The organism is Streptosporangium amethystogenes, from assembly GCF_000721075.1.
GTDB lineage: Bacteria > Actinomycetota > Actinomycetes > Streptosporangiales > Streptosporangiaceae > Streptosporangium > Streptosporangium amethystogenes.
In genome coordinates this window covers 213,630-232,336 of the sequence record NZ_JOEQ01000004.1, presented here as the reverse complement: position 1 = coordinate 232,336, position 18,707 = coordinate 213,630, and the positions used below count along the sequence as shown (strand labels likewise).

General features: G+C 70.6%; 16 protein-coding genes. 13 read left to right on the top strand and 3 right to left on the bottom strand.

Going from position 1 to position 18,707, the window contains the following annotated elements:
- Position 1 precedes the first annotated feature (1 nt).
- Together IG98_RS0105850 and IG98_RS0105845 are read left to right on the top strand one after the other, a co-directional pair.
- Positions 2–1,420 (top strand): hypothetical protein, encoded by a 1,419-nt coding sequence (locus IG98_RS0105850; protein ID WP_051751648.1) that lies wholly within the window; start codon positions 2–4, stop codon positions 1,418–1,420.
- 112 nt (positions 1,421–1,532) lie between these two features.
- Positions 1,533–2,978, top strand: coding sequence for a sugar transferase (locus IG98_RS0105845; RefSeq protein WP_084195153.1), 1,446 nt, complete (start codon positions 1,533–1,535; stop codon positions 2,976–2,978).
- 13 nt (positions 2,979–2,991) lie between these two features.
- Here the strand turns inward: IG98_RS0105845 and IG98_RS0105840 are convergent, their stop codons facing one another.
- Positions 2,992–4,002: an LCP family protein gene (locus IG98_RS0105840; RefSeq protein WP_051751644.1), complete on the bottom strand. Its 1,011-nt coding sequence runs from the start codon at positions 4,000–4,002 to the stop codon at positions 2,992–2,994.
- 72 nt (positions 4,003–4,074) lie between these two features.
- Between IG98_RS0105840 and IG98_RS44535 the strand changes: the two genes are divergently transcribed.
- The 5 genes from IG98_RS44535 to IG98_RS0105815 are packed head-to-tail and all read left to right on the top strand — an operon-like array spanning position 4,075 to position 10,277.
- Positions 4,075–5,220: a glycosyltransferase family 4 protein gene (locus IG98_RS44535; protein WP_169750078.1), complete on the top strand. Its 1,146-nt coding sequence runs from the start codon at positions 4,075–4,077 to the stop codon at positions 5,218–5,220.
- A gap of 8 nt (positions 5,221–5,228) precedes the next feature.
- Positions 5,229–6,278 (top strand): glycosyltransferase family 4 protein, encoded by a 1,050-nt coding sequence (locus IG98_RS44530; RefSeq protein ID WP_051751640.1) that lies wholly within the window; start codon positions 5,229–5,231, stop codon positions 6,276–6,278.
- Positions 6,275–7,561 (top strand): O-antigen polymerase, encoded by a 1,287-nt coding sequence (locus IG98_RS0105825; protein WP_030906602.1) that lies wholly within the window; start codon positions 6,275–6,277, stop codon positions 7,559–7,561. Before IG98_RS44530 ends, IG98_RS0105825 begins: the two co-directional genes overlap by 4 nt.
- The gene (locus IG98_RS0105820) at positions 7,558–8,814 is read left to right on the top strand and encodes an MATE family efflux transporter (protein WP_030906598.1); all 1,257 of its coding nucleotides are present in this window, start codon (positions 7,558–7,560) and stop codon (positions 8,812–8,814) included. The genes IG98_RS0105825 and IG98_RS0105820 overlap by 4 nt, the downstream gene beginning before the upstream one ends.
- A complete protein-coding gene (locus tag IG98_RS0105815; RefSeq protein ID WP_051751638.1) occupies positions 8,811–10,277 on the top strand; it encodes a tyrosine-protein kinase domain-containing protein in 1,467 nt (488 codons plus the stop codon). Before IG98_RS0105820 ends, IG98_RS0105815 begins: the two co-directional genes overlap by 4 nt.
- Here the strand turns inward: IG98_RS0105815 and IG98_RS46595 are convergent.
- Both IG98_RS46595 and IG98_RS0105805 read right to left on the bottom strand, forming a co-directional pair.
- Positions 10,240–10,803 carry an arsenate reductase/protein-tyrosine-phosphatase family protein gene (locus tag IG98_RS46595; protein ID WP_157594174.1) on the bottom strand — a complete coding sequence of 188 codons (564 nt, stop codon included), beginning with the start codon at positions 10,801–10,803 and terminating at the stop codon, positions 10,240–10,242. The two genes, IG98_RS0105815 and IG98_RS46595, sit on opposite strands and share 38 nt — an antisense overlap.
- A gap of 10 nt (positions 10,804–10,813) precedes the next feature.
- A complete protein-coding gene (locus tag IG98_RS0105805; protein WP_169750077.1) occupies positions 10,814–11,536 on the bottom strand; it encodes a polysaccharide deacetylase family protein in 723 nt (240 codons plus the stop codon).
- A 93-nt stretch (positions 11,537–11,629) separates the two neighbouring features.
- Here IG98_RS0105805 and IG98_RS0105800 point away from each other — a divergent pair, with 93 nt between their 5' ends.
- The 6 genes from IG98_RS0105800 to IG98_RS0105775 all read left to right on the top strand — a co-directional run bounded on the left by IG98_RS0105800 (position 11,630) and on the right by IG98_RS0105775 (position 18,650).
- The gene (locus tag IG98_RS0105800) at positions 11,630–12,514 is read left to right on the top strand and encodes a glycosyltransferase family 2 protein (RefSeq protein ID WP_030906583.1); all 885 of its coding nucleotides are present in this window, start codon (positions 11,630–11,632) and stop codon (positions 12,512–12,514) included.
- A gap of 128 nt (positions 12,515–12,642) precedes the next feature.
- Positions 12,643–14,688 carry a hypothetical protein gene (locus IG98_RS0105795; protein WP_030906580.1) on the top strand — a complete coding sequence of 682 codons (2,046 nt, stop codon included), beginning with the start codon at positions 12,643–12,645 and terminating at the stop codon, positions 14,686–14,688.
- A gap of 99 nt (positions 14,689–14,787) precedes the next feature.
- Complete coding sequence (locus IG98_RS0105790; RefSeq protein ID WP_030906577.1) at positions 14,788–15,168, top strand: hypothetical protein; 381 nt, start codon at positions 14,788–14,790, stop codon at positions 15,166–15,168.
- A gap of 228 nt (positions 15,169–15,396) precedes the next feature.
- The gene (locus tag IG98_RS0105785; RefSeq protein WP_030906575.1) at positions 15,397–16,662 is read left to right on the top strand and encodes a serine hydroxymethyltransferase; all 1,266 of its coding nucleotides are present in this window, start codon (positions 15,397–15,399) and stop codon (positions 16,660–16,662) included.
- Between the two features lie 57 nt (positions 16,663–16,719).
- The gene (locus tag IG98_RS0105780) at positions 16,720–18,072 is read left to right on the top strand and encodes a glycosyltransferase family 4 protein (RefSeq protein ID WP_169750076.1); all 1,353 of its coding nucleotides are present in this window, start codon (positions 16,720–16,722) and stop codon (positions 18,070–18,072) included.
- Between the two features lie 152 nt (positions 18,073–18,224).
- Complete coding sequence (locus IG98_RS0105775; protein WP_030906569.1) at positions 18,225–18,650, top strand: Cg1360 family ATP-synthase-associated protein; 426 nt, start codon at positions 18,225–18,227, stop codon at positions 18,648–18,650.
- Positions 18,651–18,707: the final 57 nt, after the last annotated feature.

Genomic DNA, 18,707 nt, shown 5'->3' with positions numbered 1-18,707 from the left:
AATGGTTACCCGACCGAGTGGTCAGCCGGGGGCGGCCGTCGTCCGCCTGATCAGGCGAAACGCGTTCTTCGCCGGTGCCCTGGTGGCCGGGACGGCGGTCCGCGCGGGCATCACGGTGACCCAGCTTCCCGTACTGGCCAAGAACGATAGTTACGCCTATATCGCGCTGGCTCTGCGGCCCCAGCCGCACGTGGTGCGGCCAAGCGGCTACCCGCTGTTCCTCTGGCTGCTCAAGCCGTTTCACAGCTTCACACTGGTGGTCACGGTCCAGCACCTGCTGGCCCTCGTCTCGGTCACCGGTGTCTACGCGCTACTGCGGCGGCGCACCTCGCTCCCCGGCTGGGGGGCGACGCTCGTCGTCCTTCCCGTGATGTTCGGCGCGTGGCAGCTCAAGATGGAGAGCGCCATCATGAGCGAGGCGCTTTTCGTGCCGCTGACCATCGGGGCCGTGGTGGTGGTGCTCTGGTGGCGCTCGCCCCCCGCCTGGGCCGTCGCGATCTCGGGGGTGCTCCTCGCCCTCGCCACGCTGGCCCGCGCGGCCGGGTTGCCGCTGATCCTGCTGCTGGTGGGATACCTGGTCGTCCGGCGCGTCGGCCCGCGCCCGGTCGTCGCCTTCACGGTCGCGGCCGTCCTGCCGCTGGCCGGCTACGGGCTGTGGTTTTGGGCGTGGCACGGCAGCGTCGCGTTCACCCGGAGCAATGGGATCTTCCTCTACGGGAGGGTCATGGACTTCGCGGACTGCGAGAGGATGGCCCCGCCGATTCCGGAGCGGGGGCTCTGCACGCAGGCACCGCCGGGAACCCGCCCGAAGTCGGACACCTACATCTGGTATCCGGGCACCCCCCTGCAGAGCATGGGCGTCGACGTCTTCAGCGAGGACGTCAACAACCTGGCGTCGAGTTTCTCCTGGCGGGCGATCCGTGAGCAGCCACTGGACTTCGCCGCGACGGTCGCCAGGGACACCGGCGCCTTCTTCGCCGAACCCTGGATACCGATGCCGCCGACGGCCGAGGAACTGGGGTACGACTCCGGGGTCAACGCGACCTACGTGCCGGGAGCCGATCCGACGCGGGACGTTCGCGCCTACGAGGGAGGGGATCTACTGGTCGCCACGGCCCTGGGCCACGACGCGGTGGAGCCGCCCGCGCCCAGGGCGGCGGGTCTTTTGAAAGTGGAGGGATACGCGACGGGCCTGCTCCTCGGCGTGCTGCTGGTGGCGGGCGCGGCCGGAGCGGTCAGGTGGAGGCGGCCCGAGATCGCCCTCCCCTGGGCCTTCGCGATGGCGCTGCTGCTGATACCCGCGGCGACCTCGGTGTTCGATCGACGCTACGCCCTCCCGGCCATCCCGCAGGCGCTGCTGGCCGTGGCCCTCCTCTGGAGGCCGGAGGGGGATGCGAAGCGTTCGTTTCTTCCCAGGTGACGGGCCAGAAAACCAAGCTTGATGTGATTTTTGTTATTTTTGATGGACAGGTAAACGCATGATGCGGATCGCACGTCCTTCTTGTGCTTGTCCAGCAAGAAGGTGAGAGCGTATGAGTGCGACGTCGACCGAGCGCAGAGCGGAGCGCCCCCCGGCTGCTCCGTTCGTTCCGGGGAACGGGCGGAAGCGGTCGATCACACGCGTGCTCGTCGCGGGTGACCTCTGCTGTGCCCTGGCGGCCTATGCCGTGGTGCTGGGAGCCAGATGGTGGTGGGGCGGCTACGTCCCCTGGTTCGAGATGGTGTTCTCGGCGGGGCTGGTGATCGCCTGGCCGGTGGCGATGTCGTTCGTGGGAGCGTACCGAGGGCGGGTTCAGGCGGGCGGCCTGGAGGAGGTCCGCCTGGTGTTCAACGGTGGACTGGGGCTGGCCGCGGTCGTCGCGATCGGTGCCTACGTCACCAAGCTCATGATCGCCAGGAGCATCGTCATCGCCATGCTGCCCCTGGCGATCCTGCTCACCCTGGCTTTCCGCCGCGCCCTGCGCCGGTACCTGCACAGGATGAACCCCCACGAGGCGGTCGCGCGGGTTGTCGCGGTCGGGCACCGGGTGGCGGTGATGGACCTGGTGATGCAGTTGCGCCACCAGGCCGGGTACGGCATGAGCGTGGTCGCCGCCTGCCTGCCCGAGGGGGCGGAGCCCGAACGCCTCCCCGACGTCGACGGGGTTCCGATCCTCGGCGACTTCACCAACGTGGCCGAGGTGGTGGCCAGGACGTCGGCGGACGCGGTGGCGGTCCTGGCCTGTCCTGAGCTGGACGGCGTGGCTCTGCGCAGGCTGGCCTGGAGCCTGGAGGTCACCGACACCGACCTGTTCGTCGCCCCGTCGCTGATGGACGTCGCCGGGCCGCGGGTCAGCGTCCGCCCGGTCGCCGGTATGACACTGCTCCACGTGGACCACCCCTCCTTCGGAGGGATCAACCAGATCGTGAAGAACGTGTTCGACAGGGTGGTGGCCACCGGGGTGCTGGCCGTTCTCGCGATCCCGATGTTGGCGATCTTCATCGCGGTCCGGGCCACGAGCGACGGGCCGGCGCTGTTCAGGCAGACCCGGGTGGGGAAGGGCGGGCGCGAGTTCCAGATCCTCAAGTTCCGGACGATGGTGAACGGCGCCGACCGGCTGGGTGACCTCGACATCGAGGCGGCGCTGCTCAAGATGCGGGACGACCCGCGCGTCACCCGGGTGGGAACGTTCCTGCGCCGGTACTCCCTCGACGAGCTCCCGCAGCTCGTCAACGTGGTCCGCGGGGAGATGTCGCTGGTCGGGCCGCGCCCGCTGGTGCCCGCGGAGTTCGCCCTGTACGGCGCGGACATCCACCGCAGGCTGGTGGTCCGGCCGGGGATGACCGGCCTGTGGCAGGTCAGCGGACGTTCGGACCTCTCCTGGGAGGAGCGGATGCGGATGGATCTCCGCTACGTCGAGAACTGGTCACTGATCCTGGACCTGCAGCTGCTCTGGAAGACCTGGGGGGCCGTCGCGCGTGCCCAGGGAGCCTACTGACACCGACGGGCACTCAACGGATCTCGTCGACGGCGTTGGCACTGTCGCTTTCCCGGATGTAGTCGTCGACGCGGTCGTCCTGGATCGCCTGGCTGAGGGCCCGCACCTTCCGTGTGTCCAGGTACACGACGCTCTGCGAGCCCTCCATGCCGCTGCCGCGCACCGGCATGGTGGTGTACTGGAACCCGTCGGCGTCGGCCAGGTCGAACAGCCGCGACCTGATGATCCCCGGAGTGACCCCGGAGTCGACGCTGATCGCCTTGGTCAGGGCACGCAGCAGGTTGTTGACCTTCACCGGGTTGGCGAGGGTCTCGGCGCTGAGCACCTTGCCGGCGATGGAGTGCAGCAGCGCCTGCTGACGCTTGATCCGATCGAGGTCCCCGCCGGGAAGGTTGACGCGCTGGCGGACGAACTGCAGGGCCTTCTCGCCGTCGAGGTGCTGGCGGCCGGCCTTCCAGGTGACGCCGCTGAGCGGGTCCCGGACGGTCTCCGTCACCTCGACGTCGACCCCGCCGATCGCGTCGGTGGCCGCGGAGAACCCCTGGAAGTCGATCGCGGCGTAGTGGTCGACGCGGACACCGGTGAGCTTCTCGACCGTCTTGATCAGCAAGGCGGGGCCGCCCCAGGAGAAGGCGGCGTTGATCTTGGCTCTGCCCTTTCCGGGAATGGAGACCCACGAGTCCCGCGGGATCGAGATCACGCTGATCCGGTTCCCGGCGTCGGCGAGGTGGATCAGCATGATCGTGTCGGTGCGCTGCTCGCCGGGGCGCCACAGACGGGTCCTCGCGTCCTTGCCGGTGGTCGTCCTCTCCGAGCGCGTGTCGGTCCCGACGAGCAGCCAGTTCTCACCCACCCCGAGTTCGGCGGGGGGCCGCTCGGCCTCAGCGGTGGGGATGGCGTCGGGAATGCGCACGATGTCGCTGTCGAGGCTGCTCTGGAAGGCGTAGAGCGTTCCAGCGGTACAGGCACCCATCAGGATTCCGGCAGTTCCGGTGATCAGCAGGAGGCGGAGGGCGCGATGCATCGGGGGTGCCCCTATCGAGTCAGACATACCAAAAAAAGTGCCATGCAACCTGCGATACCTTATGTCGCGCTGGTGGCAGTTAGCACGGCCAACTCGTTCATCACTCGCGGCACGGAGGTCTTGGTGGGGCTTGACGCCGTGAAGCGGTCCGCGCCCGGCGGCGCCCGCCCCGGGCAGGCGGTGCGGGTGCTCCATGTGACCGAGTGCTGGGGCAGCGGGGTGGCCAGCGCCGTCCACGCCTATGTCGAGGCCACACCGGACCATGAGCACTGGCTGCTGATGGCGCACGACGCGGCCGATCCCCTGCTGGGCGAGGATCGCCTGCTCAAGGGGGTCAGGGTCTTCTCCGACGGGCACCTGGCGAGGATCCGCGACGTGGCCGCCGCCTACCGGGAGATCCGTCCCGACATCGTGCACGCCCACTCCTCCTACGCGGGCTTCTACGTCCGGTCCTGCCCACAGGTGCCCACGGGGCGGGTCGTCTACAGCCCGCACTGCTACGCCTTCGAGCGGACCGACGTCGCGCTTCCCGTCCGGTACGGCTTCCGCCTGGCCGAGACGCTGCTCGCCTCGCGTACCGGTGTGGTGGCGGCGGTGAGCCCGAGGGAGGCCGAGCTCGCGACCCGGCTCCGCGGCGGCCAGCGGGTGGTCTACGTCCCCAACGTCGTTCCCGAGGCCCCCGCGGCGGTTGAACCGCGGGAGCAGGGGGACCGGCCGGGCCTTGTCGCGGTCTCGGTCGGCCGCGTCTGCGCGCAGAAGGACCCGGCCTTCCTCGCCGCCGCCGCCCGCGCGAGCGACGAGTCCGTCAGGTGGGTCTGGATCGGCGACGGAGACCCCGCCCTGCGCCGTGTCCTTCAGGACGCCGGGGTCGTCGTGACGGGCTGGCTCGCTCGCGAGGAGGCGCTGGCCCTGCTCGGCACCGCGGACGTCTACGTCCACACGGCGAGCTGGGAGGGCGCCCCGATCTCCGTGCTGGAGGCGGTCGGCGCCGGCCTGCCCGTGGTGGCGAGGGACATCCCGGCGCTGCGCAGCCTGGGCGTACCGGACCTGGTGACGACACCGGCCGGGTGCGCGCGGGCGGTGGCCGGCCTCGTGGACCGCCCGCGGCGCGAGGAGGCGGTGCGGAGGCTCGCCGGCGCGCTGGCGGGGCAGCACACCTCCAGACTCCAGGCGGACCGGCTCGCCCACGCCTACACGCTCGTCACGGGGGCGGCGTGAGGGTCGGAGTGAGCGGTAAGGTGCTACGCCGGAACGTGGGAGGAAACACCTCCTACACGCGGACCCTCTACACCGCGCTGGCACCGTTCGGGATCGAGTGCGAGGCCCTCGTCCCGCCGGGCGACGGGCTCGGCGGGGCGGTCAGGCAGCTCGCCTACGCCGCCGCCGACGGCCTGCTGTGGCCGGTCCGCCCGAAAGGGACCGACCTGCTGCACTTCCCGGCCGACACCGGGGCGCTGATCGGCTCCCGGGTCCCGATCGCGGCCACGGTGCACGGTGTCGAGGACGCTCCCGTCCCCGGGCTGGCCCGCGCGCTCTGGAAGCGCACCTGGATGGCCAGGGTCGGCAGGCTCACCGAGGTCGCCGGCGCGGTCATCACCGTCTCGCGCCATTCGGCCGGCGAGATCGGCAGGGTCTTCCGCGTCCCCGCGGCCCGCGTCCACGTGATCCCGCACGGGCTGGACGCCGGTCGGTTCCACCCCCGGGAGGCCGGTGACGACGCGCTCCTCGAACCCCTGCGGCTGCCCGGCCGGTTCGTGCTCTACCTGGGGAACCTGGACCCCCGCAAGAACGTCACGGCCCTGGTCGAGGCGACCGCGCGCCTGGGGGTCCCCCTCGTGGTCGCCGGAGGCGGGTTCCTCGGGTCGGGGCAGGTCGAGCGGGCACTGGCCGGGGCGCCGCACGCCCGCTACCTCGGCCAGGTGGCGCACGAACTGGTGGCACCCCTGATGAGGGCGGCCACGGTGTTCGCCTTCCCCTCAGGTCACGAGGGCTTCGGGATGCCGGTGCTGGAGGCCATGGCCTGCGGCACCCCGGTGGTGACCTCCGACCGGGCGGCGCTGCCCGAGGTCGCGGGTGACGCCGCCGTACTCGTATCCGATCTTGACGCGCGCGGCATCGCGGCGGGTCTGGAGACCGTCCTGTCCGACGGCCGCGCCGCGGTGGATCTGCGGGCCCGGGGGATCGCCCGGGCCGCTCTGTTCTCCTGGGAGGAGTCCGCGCGGCGCCACGCCGAGGTGTTCACGGCCCTGGTCGAGAGCGGAGGTACCCGGGCGTGAGCACCTCGCGGTTGCCGCTGCGCGAGGGCGCCTGGTGGCTCCACCCGGCCTGGACGGCGATGCTCGCCACCATCCCCGGGCTGCTGGCCGTCTGGCTGATCGGGGACGACAGCTTCCGGGAGTGGTGGCGGACGCCGAAGATCTTCGACGACGGCAAGGTGCTCACCGTCGTGGTGTTCATCGGCGTCTTCGTCGTGGGCTGCATGCTGCCGTCGCTGTCCAGGCCGGTTCGGGCCACCGACGTACCGGTCAACGCGCGCCAGCGCCGGGTCCTGCTCCTGGCCGGCCGGGTGGCCGCCACGCTCACCGTGGTGGGATACGTGGCCTGGCTGGCGTCGGCGGTCTCGAGCGGGCTCAGCCTCGCCGACCTCGTGAAGGTCTTCTCGCTGAGCCCGGGTTCGGCGGACGCGGTCAAGGACGAACTCGCCACCATCGGCGGGGTGACCACGCTGACCCAGCTGGGACCGCTGGCCATGGTCTGCCTGCTGCTTGAGCGGAGGCTCGGCGGTGGCTCGCACACCGCGATGTTCGTGATGCTCACCGGGTTGACACTGGCGCGGGTGGTGCTCAACTCCGAGCGGCTCGCCCTGATGGAGATCGCGCTCCCGGTCCTCGCGCTGATCTCGACGCTGCGGCCCGGCGACGGGCGGCGCCACCACCGCTGGCTGTGGGCAGGGCTGCCGCTGCTCGCCCCGTTCGCCCTGGTGACGCTCTTCGGCACCTTCGAGTACGTGCGCAGCTGGTCCCACTACTCCGCGATCGTCCAGATCGACTACTCCGAGTTCGTGCTGCGCAGGCTGACCGGCTACTACGCCACGGCGTACAACAACTCCGCCATCGTGGTCGACCGCATCGGCCCCGGACTCGTCTGGCCGTACTACACGGTGGGGTTCCTGTGGAACTTCCCCGGCCTGTCGGCGCTGCTGACCCCGGAGTCCGTGCTGGGCTTCCACCCCGCCCGGGTCTGGCCCGGCCTGCTGTGGCAGTTCGGCAACCCCGAGTACAACAACACGGGCGGCCTGCTCGCCCCCCTCGCCGACTACGGGCTGGCAGGAGGCATGCTCTTCTGGGCCGGGACGGGGCTGGCGATCGGCCTCTGCTACCGCTGGATGCGCTCAGGGGAGATCCGGGGCCTGATCCTCTACCCGCTGCTGTACGTGGGCCTGGTCGACCTGGCCAGATACTTCTACTGGGGTGAGGGCCGGGCCTTTCCCACGCTTCTCGGCGCCGCCGTGCTGGCCCTGTTGCTGCACCGCCGCCGGGACCCTGGGGAGGGGAGGTGACCGCGGCGCGCCGGGGGCTGTGGACCCTCGCCGACCATGTGATCTGCAGCGGGAGCAACTTCGCCCTCATGGTCCTGGTCGCAGGCAACGTCCCGGTCGTCACCCTGGGAGAGTTCGCACTCCTCTACGGCTTCTACGTGGTGGTCGTGGAGCTGTCACGGGCGGCGGTCAGCGAGCCGCTCCTGGTCAGGCGGCCCGAGGGAGACGCCGCGGTGCGCCGGGCCCTGGCGGACAGCTCAGGCTCCGCGGCCGTGTTCGGTGCCCTCGCCGGGGTGCTGCTGCTCGCCCTGTCCCCCTTCCTGATCGGCGCGCACTGGCGCTCGGCCGTGGTGCTCGCCGTGCTGCTGCCGGCACTGCTGATCTGGGACGCGCTCAGGCTGGCGTTCATCGCGATCGGATGGCAGCGTCGTGCGGTGCTGGTGGACCTGGTGGGCGGGGTGGTTCAGGTCTCGGCGGCGTTCACCGCGCTCACCGTGGAGGTGAGCCTGAGCTGGCTGGTCGCCGGCTGGGGGTTCGGCGGCCTGGTCGCCGCGTGTCTGGCGGCCGCCCAGGCCAGGACGCTGCCCCGGCTCGGAGCGCCGCGCCGCTGGTTGAGGGAGTACGGCACGTTGGTCCGGCCCTACTTCGTGGAGACCGGGGCGCTCTCCCTGGCGGGCTATGCCGTACTGATCGTCCTCGGGCACATCGCGGGGCCGGCGGCGGTGGGGGCCTGGCGGGCCGCGCTGACGCTGTTCGGCCCGGCGAACGTGGTGATGGCGGCCGGTCGGGTCGCGGCCGTCAGCGAGCTTTCCCGGCTCAGGGCCGCGGGCCCCGGGCGGATGCTCCGCTCAGCGGCCGTCGTCGGACTGCTGTGCGGGGTCGTGGGCGCCGCGGCCGGTGCCGTCGCCGCCTTCCTGCCGGACTCCGTTGGCCATGCCCTGCTCGGTGAGTCCTGGGCGGACGTGGGGCCGCTCGTCCCCGCCTTCACCGCCCTGCTCGTGATCGAGGGGATCGGTCTCGGACCCTACGGTGTGCTGCGCGCCATGGAACGGGTCCGGACGCTGTTCGTCCTGAGGGTTTCCGTGGCGGCGGGACGTGTGCTCGCGGTCAGCGCGGGGGCGGCACTGGCCGGCGCCGCCGGCGCGGCCACGGCGAGCTCGCTGATCGAGGCCACCGGGTTCCTGGTCGCCATGGTCCTTCTCGCGGCGGTCCTCACCGCCGCGCCTTTCCGAACGTCGCACGTGACCCCCCAACAGTCGAGAGAGCACCCGTGAACGCCAGAGAGCTGATCGCCGGAGCCCGCAGGAACCTGCTGCTCGTCATCCTGCTCGCCGTCCTCGGCACGGGGACCGGACTCGGGATCGGCCTGCTGCAGCCGAAGGAGTACCGGACCACGACGACGCTGTTCGTCTCCATCGCGCAGGGCGGCCAGTCCAGCATCGACCAGAGGTACCAGGGCACCCTGTTCACCCAGGAGAGGGTGCGCTCCTACGCCGCGCTGGTCACCACCCCGGTGGTGACCAGGTCGGTGGTCAAAACCCTCGGGCTGTCGCTGAAGCCCGAGGAACTGGCGCAGAGGCTGGAGGTGGACGTCCCGGTCGACACCGTCCTGCTCAACATCACCGCCAGGTACGGCGACGCCGAAGCCGTGGCGAAGATCGCCAACGCGGTGACCGCCCGGCTCGTCGCGGTGGTCGCGGACCTGGAGACACCCGATCTGGACCAGGGCTCGGCGATCCGCGTCAAGGTGGTCAGGGACGCGGCGGTACCGGAGCGGCCGAGCAGCCCCAGGATCGTCCTGGACGTGGTGCTGGGATTCGCGCTGGGACTCGTCGGGGGCGTCGGCGCGGGCGCCCTGCGCGAGGCGCTCGACACCCGGATTCACAGCGAGGTCGATCTCGCGAGGCTGAGCGACCAGCCCCTGCTGGCCATGGTCCCCAAGGATCCCGACACCCAGGCCGCCCCGCTCGTCGGCGACCGCTTCAGCTCACGCGCCGAGGCGTACCGCAAGCTGCGCACCACCCTGCGCTTCGTCGGTGTCGACCAGCCGGCCAAGGTTTTCCTGATCACCAGTCCGCTCCCCGGCGACGGGAAGTCGACGACCGCGGTCAACCTGGCGGCGGCCCTGGCGGCCGAGGGTGCCCAGGTGGCCCTGGTGGAGGTCGACCTGCGCAGGCCGATGCTCGCCGACATGCTCGGGCTCGTCGGCGAGGCGGGTCTGACCAGCGTCCTGACCGGGAGGGCCGAGCTGGCCGATGTCGCCCAGTCGACGGCGGGAGCGCACCGGATCACCGTGCTCACCAGCGGCCCACTGCCGCCCAACCCCAGCGAGCTGCTGGGCACCCAGCGTATGCGGGACCTGCTGCGGCGGCTCGCCCAGGGCTTCGACTACGTCATCCTGGACGCCCCGCCACTGCTGCCCGTCACCGACGCGGCGGTGCTCGCGCCGGAGGCGGACGGGACCATCCTGGTGACACGGGCCAAGAAGACCAAACGCGACGATCTGCGCGAGGCGCTGACGGTGCTGGAGGGGGCCAGGGGCCGCGTCGTGGGGCTGGTCTTCAACTGCGGGACGGCCAGCAGGTCCGACCGGTACGGCCCGTACGTGCGCGACACCGCCAAGCCCCAGCTGGGCGACACCTTCCAGGACCGGGAACCACCCGCCGCGGTGCGGCGGCCGAGGAGGGGAGACTCGCAGCTCAGCGGGGACCGAGCAGTTCCCCCAGGGCGCGGCTGAGAGAGTCGCCGATCACCCGGGAGCACTCCTCATACTCCCTTGGCGGTCCGCCGTACGGATCGGCGATCTCGACCGAGGGGTGGCGGCCAGGGGCCCCCCGGCGCCTGGCGACGGCCCTGACCACGGCGTGCGCACGCCCGACGGTGTCGGAGCGGTGGCGGATCTTCCGGCCCGCCGACAGATGGGCGAACTCGCGGAGGGTGAAGGTCCGGTGGATCGCGGTCGGATCCATCGTCACCGCCGTGCCGCGTTGCCCCGTCTCCATGGTGAGGATGAGATCCGCGTCGCCGACCAGGGCGCTGTCCAGCGGTCGGGAGAGGTGCTCGGAGCCGTCCAGGCCGAGGTTTCTCAGCGTGTCGAGCGCGTACGGGGCCATGGGGTGCCCCGCTCTGGCGTGGGTGCCCGCGCTTGACACGAGGATCGGGCAGGAAGAGAACCGGAGCATCGCCCTGGCTATCGCCTCGGCCATTGGAGAGCGGACGATGTTCGCCGTACAGACGACCAGAATTCGAAAGTCCTCTCTCACCTCGTCTATTTTAGCGGCGAGCCTGGAGATCGATACCGAAGCGGTCCTTGAGAATGCCTCGAATGTTGGGGTAGGTCTTGTTCATCCGATGCGCCAGCACCCGGCCGTGCAACCCCGAGGATCTGGTCTCGTCGAAGGGCTCGACGCGCGGCATCGCGAACAGACCCGCGTGCTCGGTGTGCCAGAGGGCGCAGGCGTAGCCGAACCCCGCCTCCGCGACCGCCTCCACCTCGCGGGCGCCGTGCTGTCCGTACGGGTAGCAGAAGCCGGCGACCTCCTCGCCGGTCAGGTCCTCCAGCATCGTCCTGCTCGTCACGAGTTCCTCGGCCAGCCGCCGGTCGCCGTCCACGGTCGGCAGCCGGGGATGGGTCAGCGAGTGCGAGCCGATCTCCATACCCGCGGCGGCCACCTCGCGAAGCTGCTCGCGGGTCATCACGTCCCGGGGGACTCCGGGGTCCCAGGAGCTGTCGCCGCCCACGTGGCCCGCGACGACGAACACCGTGGCGGTGAAGCCGTACTCCGCCAAGGTGGGCACGACGGTCGTGGCGAAGTCGGCGTAGCCGTCGTCGAAGGTGAGCCCGACCAGCCCGGCGGCCTGGCCCCCGGCCTCGGCGGCGCGCAGCTCACGCATCGTGACCCCGCGCAGCCCGCGGTCGTGCAGCCAGCGCATGTGGTACCGGAAGCTGGCCGGAGAGACCGTGATCCGGAGCGGGTCCCGACTGAATTCGGCCACGGAATGGTAAACCCACACCATCGGCGATTTGTTCACGCGAATCATCCCGGGAGGCTCCAATCGCATCTCTTTGCGCTGGCCTACCATATCGGCGTGAATCCCACTCCGCGGGTCGCTCTGGTCGTCACGACGATCGGCCGGCCCGAGACCCTCGACCGCCTGCTCCGCTCGGTGCTTGAGCAGAGCCTCCCGGCCACCGAGATGATCGTCGTCGACCAGAGCGGCGAAACGGGGACAGCGGAGGTCGTCGAGCGCTGGCGGGAACGGCTGCCGATCCGCCGGGTGACCACGCCGCGGGGGCTGTCCGCGGGGCGCAACGCCGGGGTGGCGGCGCTCGGGGACTACGACATCGTGGGCTTCCCCGATGACGACACCTGGTACGCCCCCGACACCCTGGCCAGGGTGTGCGAGGCGATCGGCGGGCACGGGGTCGTCTCCGGCATGCTGCTCGACGCGGCGGGGCAGCCGACCCAGCTGGCCTTCGGCGCCGAGCCGGCCGTCCTCGACGGCGCCACCGTGTGGTCTCAGGCCATCGAGGCGACCTGTTTCTACACGGCGGCCTTCATGGGCGCGGTGGGCTCCTTCGACGAGGGGCTCGGAGCGGGCTGCTCGACGCCCTGGCAGTCGGGAGAGGGTACCGATCTGCTCCTGCGCGGGCTACGGGACGGCTGGTCGATCGCCTACCACCCGCGCGTCATCGTCTACGAGGACAACCCCTTCGTTCCCGCGGCCGGTACCAGAGAGTTCCGCCGCAGGGCACGCCACGTCGCGCGGGGGACGGGCAGGGTGTACCGCAGGCACCACGGCTGGGGGGCCCGGTTCAGGGTGCTGGCCAGACCGCTCGGCGGCGCGCTGCTGAGCGTCGCCCGCGCACGGTGGGCGGACGCGGGCTGGCACCTGCAGCGCCTGATCGGACGGCTGGAGGGCATCACCGGGATCCTGCTTCCGGTCCGGCGTCACGTCCACTCCAGGACGTGATCTCCCGAGGGTTCCCGCGCCCGGCGCCGCACGGCCCATATCCATGATCCATGCCATCTGATTATCACCGTGACGCGGGGCGCTCTCCCCGGTACCTTGAAGTGGGCCGACACTTCCGGGAGACGTCCATGGGCAAGTTCGAAGGAATGGACCCCAAGCTGGTCCGCGACCTGTTGTCCGAGGTGCGGCGGGCAGCCGACCAGATGCGGAACGTCGAGGGCAAGGTCACCCAGCTGATGAGCGGGGCCGGCCTGTCCTCGCAGTCGACCCACAGACCCGTCCAGATCGCCGACGCGTGCGATGTGATGGTCCGTGACGTCTCCGCTCGCGTGGCGTTGCTGGAGAAGAGGATCAACCAGAACGCGACGGCGCCTCCCGCCGAGCCCAAGGCCGGGGACACGAAGCCTGACAGCGGCGCGGCGGGCGACGGCGCGAAGCCCGAGACCGGCGCGGCGGGCGATGACGCGAAGCCCGAGACCCCGAAGGCCGACGGCCTCAAACCGGCGGTCGGAGCGGACGACAAGCCCCGCGTCGGTGACCAGTCGGCGGGGAGCACCCAGCGTGACGATCCGAAGGACTCCCCCAAGCCGGAGCCTCCGAAGGGCGACGAGACCAAGCCCGAGGCGGGCTCGAAGGGTGACGAGGCCAAGCCGGAGGCGGGCTCGAAGGGGGACGAGACCTCCCCGAGGGACGGTTCGAAGGAGGCGCCGAAGCCGGAGGCGCCCGGGACCGACGACCGGAAGCCGGACACGGGTTCGAAGGGTGACGAGACCTCTCCGCGCGAGGGAGACTCCCCCAAGGAGAACGTCAAGCCGGTTGACACCACACCGCGTGAGACCCCGAAGCCGGATCCCGTACCGGAGGCGCCCAGGGCCGAGGACACACCGCGTGAGGCTCCGAAGCCGGATGCCACACCCACGCCGGAGGTTCCCAGGGCCGAGGACTCGCGGCCGGAGACGCCGAAGGTCGAGGATCTGAAACCCGCGGTTCCAGGGCCCGGTGAGGGGCCTCAGGACGGGGGGCGGCCGGTTGACGACGTGCCACGCCAGACGCCCGTGCCCGAGGCACCCGGCCCGGATGCCACCCCCGTGCCGGAGACGCCCAGAGCCGATGACGCACAGGCGGAGATCGTCAATGTGCACGACACGATGCCTGGTGGGGAGGATTCCGACGCCAAGGGTGACTCCGGTTCCAAGGGTGACGAGACGACGCCGCGTGGGGACGGCTCCGTGGATGGTGTGCCGGTGAACGATTCCGACGCCAAGGGCGACTCCGGCTCCAAGGGCGACGAGCGCTCGCCCAGGCAGGAGGGCGGCACGTCCGGCGACGACATCCTGGACACTTCCCGGAAGGACCATCCCGACGACATCGACCAGAGCGGCGATCACCGGGCGAAGGTCGTGGAGGTCGACGGTGTGAAGGTGCTCCAGATCCCGCTCGACTCGCCCACGGCGGCCGAGGTCGACGAGTTGCTGAAGAACATCGAGGACATCCCGCCGCTGGAGATGCCCACGGTCGACAACGTCTCCGCCACGGCGGGGCAGCCGGGCTGGGTCGAGCCGCACGGCCCGCTCGATTCGGCCAAGCCCGACTATCCGCTTCTCGACACCGCGGGACCCACCACCGACCAGACCGTCCAGCCGCCGGGTACGGGGGGCGACGCCACCCCCGGACCCGCCGGTACGACCTCCGGTGAGGCGGCTGTTCAGCCGCAGGCCACGACCTCCGCCGTACCCGCCGTCCAGACGGCGGGTACGGCCGCGCAGCCCGCTGTGATGCCGCGAGGAGACGTCGGCATGCCGTCCATCGGCGATGCGGTCTTCAGCGAGGCGGTGCCGGGGGCGGAGGATGCCGCAGGGGGCGCGGGGCAGCCGGCGGGGACGGCTCCCGGGGGTGTGGCCGCCGCACCGGACGGTTCGGCCGCCCGGTGGGCCGGCGACGGCGACGTCGTCACCGCGGAGGCGAGCCCTTTCGATCTGGACGCCGTCAGGACGCTCGCCGACAACACCCGGGAGATCGAGCCGCTGGAGATGCCCGGCGTGCGGGTACCGGAAGGGGAGACCTGGGGCGAGGGGGCCTGGGTGCCCATGGACATCGGGCCCGACGGGTCGGCGGGCGACGTGGAGCCGGGGGATCCATCGCGGCCGCTCCCGCCCCCGGGAGGCGGGCGGTGAGCGGGGGGCGAGCCCGGCTTCCGGGCCGGTCGGCACCACCACGGCGTCGGGCAGTGAACGGGAGGCAGGGACTGTGCCAGCGAGGGTGAGGAGCCTGTGATGTTCGTGGATCCACCCGCACCGCAGCCGCTGCAGCCGGGGGAGACCCCACCGGCCTCGGGCGGCGGCGGTCTGCCGTCCTCGGACGCCGCCACGGCGTGGGAGTTCAACCCCGAATACCAGCGGCTGGTCATGATGTGGCGGCAGGTGCTTCCCACGCTCGACACGCTGACCGCCAGTCTGGACAAGGCCTACCAGCTCGCCAGGAGCAGGGATGTCTGGGACGCCCCGGTCTCCGGCCGCTACGTCGAGGACATGACGGAGTGGCGCACCCGCCTCGGCCTCTACCGGCAGGCGATCCTGACCTCGATCAGCGACCAGGCGGCCGACACGCCGAGATGGGTGCCGGTGGGATCCGGGGCCCCGCACGCCTTCTCCTGACGTCCTTCCCGGCTCGGCGGCGCCGCCCGGGTCTCTCGGCACGAGGCCCGCGGCGCCGTCCATCCAGACGGTTTTCGAAGCCTTCCGGGCGGACGGCACCGGGGCCTTTTGGGGGCGTGCGTTTCCGCACGGAGACACGCCTTCCCGTGACGACACCTCTCTGACCTGGGATAACCGGGGTGGCCGGGCTTACAGTGGGGATGAGTTGTCATCTTCGGGATGTGAGCCATGGGCGCAGAGCCGTACTACGGGCCAGATTTCGGCCTACTGCAGCGCGAGGATCCGGAGATCGCCTCGGTACTCCTCGACGAGCTCGACAGGCTCCGCGGCGGCGTCCAGCTGATCGCGAGTGAGAATTTCGCCTCGCCCGCCGTGCTCGCCGCGCTCGGCTCGACGCTCACCAACAAGTACGCGGAGGGTTACCCCGGCAGGCGCTACTACGCCGGATGCGAGGTCGTCGACCGGGCCGAGCAACTCGCGGTCGACCGGGCCAAGCGGCTGTTCGGCGCCGATCACGTCAACGTGCAGCCCCACTCCGGCGCCTCGGCGAATCTGGCGGCCTACGCGGCACTGCTCCAGCCGGGCGACACGGTGCTGGCGATGGCGCTGTCACACGGCGGCCACCTCACGCACGGTTCCAAGGTCAACTTCTCCGGCCGCTGGTTCGACGTCGTGGCGTACGGCGTGCGCAGGGACACCGAGCTGATCGACTATGACGAGGTCAGGGAGCTGGCGGTGCGGCATCAGCCCAAAATGATCATATGTGGGGCCACCGCCTATTCCCGAAAGATCGACTTCGCGGCCTTCCGGGGGATCGCCGACGAGGTGGGAGCCTGGCTGCTCGCCGATGTCGCGCACACCATCGGGCTGATGGCCGGGAACGCCCTGCCGTCCGCCGTGCCGTACGCGGACGTGGTGACCTTCACCACGCACAAGGCGCTGCGCGGCCCGAGAGGGGGCGGGATCATGTGCACCCGGGAGCTGGCCCCCAGGGTCGACCGCGCGGTCTTCCCCTTCGTGCAGGGCGGCCCGCTCATGCACGCGGTGGCGGCCAAGGCCGTGGCGTTCGGTGAGGCGCTGCGCCCGGAGTTCGCGGAGTACGCGCGGCAGGTGGTGGCCAACGCCCAGGTGCTGGCCGACGCCCTGGCCGCGGAGGGGATGCGGCCCGTCTCCGGGGGCACCGACAGTCATCTGGCGTTGATCGACCTGCGTGACGTCGGGGTCTCCGGCGCGGTGGCCGAGCAGCGGTGTGGCGCCGCCGGGATCACGCTGAACCGCAACGCGATCCCCTACGACCCGGAGCCGGCCACGGTGACATCCGGGATCCGGGTGGGCACCCCCTGCGTCACGACCCAGGGGATGGGGGCCGAGGAGATGAAGGCGGTGGCCTCGATGGTGGCACAGGCCATCAGCAATCCCGACGCAGTGGGTGAAATACGGGAGCGCGTCGCGGCGCTGACGAGACTCCACCAGATATATCCCAGCGAACTATGAGCTGTTCTGTGGCGTTTTCCGGTCACAGGTGGCCGGACTATCCGCGAAACTGGTTCCGTGCGCGAATACCTTCTCATGGCGCTCGTCGCGGCCGCGGTGACATACCTGCTGGTTCCGCTGGTCCGCGTTTTCGCCATCCGCATTGGTGCCATGCCCGAGGTCCGCGACCGTGACGTGCACACCACGCCGACGCCCAGACTCGGTGGCCTGGCGATGTACGGCGGTCTCGTCGCCGGTCTGCTGATCGCCGGCGAGCTGCCCTACGCCGGGGGCAAGCTGGCGGCCGAGGGCCAGGGCAAGACGGTGATCGCGCTGATCGCCGCAGGAGGGCTGATCACGCTGACCGGCTTCCTGGACGACTGGCTGGGGATGGACGCCCTGGTCAAGCTCGCCGGGCAGATCGGCGCGGCGGGCGTGCTCGTCGCCTTCGGGGTCAGCCTGCCGTGGCTCCCGCTGCCCACGGCGCTGGGCGGGCAGACCATTCTCGACTCAACGCTGAGCCCGCTGATCACGATTCTGATCGTGGTCGTCATGATCAACGCGGTCAACTTCGTCGACGGGCTCGACGGTCTGGCCGCCGGGATCGTGGGCATCGCCGCGATGGCTACCTGGACGTACTCGGTGGCCCTGTCGAAGGACTACGGCAACACCAGCATCAACGTGACGGCGGTCATCGCCTCGGTGCTCATCGGGATCTGCCTGGGCTTCCTGCCGCACAACTTCCACCCGGCGAAGATTTTCATGGGGGACACCGGGGCGATGCTGATCGGTCTGGTCCTCGCCTCCACGATGATCCTGGTGACGCCGCTCGACTCCAGCAGCATCAACCGTTTCCCCGTCATCCTCCCGCTGCTCGTGCCGGTCGCGATCCTGGTGCTCCCGCTGCTGGACCTGATCATGGCGGTGGTCCGGCGCACGTCCAACGGCCTGTCGCCGTTCGCGCCCGACCGAGGGCATCTCCACCACCGCCTGCTGGACATCGGCCACTCGCACCGCCGCAGCGTCATGATCATGTACGCCTGGACCTTCCTGTTCGCCTTCGCGGTCGTGGCGCTGTCCATCGAGGGCGTCCCGCTCATCCTGTTCCCGCTGACCGTGCTGCTCGCCATCGGCGTGCTGGTGATGATGGCGCTGCCCCGCTGGCGCGCCCGTCGCGACCTCGGCGGGACCGAGGGGCGCGGCGGGCTCGACCCCGCCGCTCCCGTGGGTCCCACGGGCCCCGCGGAGGGACCGGGGCGGTACCCGCGGCCGGACGAGCAGCCGCCGGGCCGGGTCAGGCCCCATCCGTATCCCTCCGAGGCGCCCGGCCGCGGTCCGGTCGCCGACGGCGACGATGCGCTGCCGGTGCGGCCCGACCTGTCACTCAGTGCTCCCCGGCGGGGTTTCTCAAACCCTGAGACGCCGCTTTGAGGCGCTTTCGTCATCCCCTTGATCGTTTACTTGAAACGGCAGGTAAAGGCGCTCTTCCATGAGCTTGTGATAGCTTTCACTAGCAGACGGTGAACCTGCCTAGACCTGCAAGGTAGCAATCGCTCGCTTGATAACAGTCACTTGGAGTGCCGATGCTCGCCAACGACGTGCGCCTTCTGAAGGGGGCTGCGATACCCACGGTGCTGGTGGGGCTGGTCGTGATCCTCGTCGCGGCGTTGCTGGCCGGAGCAAAGGGGGCGCTCGGCGCCGCGATCGGGACCGTGGTGGTCTGTGTCTTCTTCACCCTCGGCATCGTGGCCGTCTCGTACGCGAGCCGTGTGTCGCCCATGATGATGATGACCGCCGCGGTGCTGAGCTACGCGGTGAAGATTCTCGTGATCATGGCTCTGCTCAAGACCTTCGAGGACGCCACCGCGTTCGAGCCCAAGGGCTTCGGCTGGGCGGCCATCGCGTGCACGATCGCCTGGACGATCGGTGAGATGCGCGGCTTCATGAAGCTTAAAATGCTCTACGTCGACCCCGATGCCCCGATTCCAGGTCAGGGCGATCCACGATGAGGCGTATCATCTCGCTGGCGGCCGTGACCCTGCCCGATATGACTAGTCCTCACCGCG

What these genes read in the sequence shown, in the direction of transcription:
- IG98_RS0105850 (WP_051751648.1), top strand. Translation starts at nt 2, where the DNA reads ATGGTTACCCGACCGAGTGGTCAGCCGGGGGCGGCCGTCGTCCGCCTG.
- IG98_RS0105840 (WP_051751644.1), bottom strand. Translation starts at nt 4,002, where the DNA reads ATGCATCGCGCCCTCCGCCTCCTGCTGATCACCGGAACTGCCGGAATC.
- IG98_RS0105790 (WP_030906577.1), top strand. Translation starts at nt 14,788, where the DNA reads ATGTTCGTGGATCCACCCGCACCGCAGCCGCTGCAGCCGGGGGAGACC.
- IG98_RS0105845 (WP_084195153.1), top strand. Translation starts at nt 1,533, where the DNA reads ATGAGTGCGACGTCGACCGAGCGCAGAGCGGAGCGCCCCCCGGCTGCT.
- IG98_RS0105785 (WP_030906575.1), top strand. Translation starts at nt 15,397, where the DNA reads ATGGGCGCAGAGCCGTACTACGGGCCAGATTTCGGCCTACTGCAGCGC.
- IG98_RS0105795 (WP_030906580.1), top strand. Translation starts at nt 12,643, where the DNA reads ATGGGCAAGTTCGAAGGAATGGACCCCAAGCTGGTCCGCGACCTGTTG.
- IG98_RS0105775 (WP_030906569.1), top strand. Translation starts at nt 18,225, where the DNA reads ATGCTCGCCAACGACGTGCGCCTTCTGAAGGGGGCTGCGATACCCACG.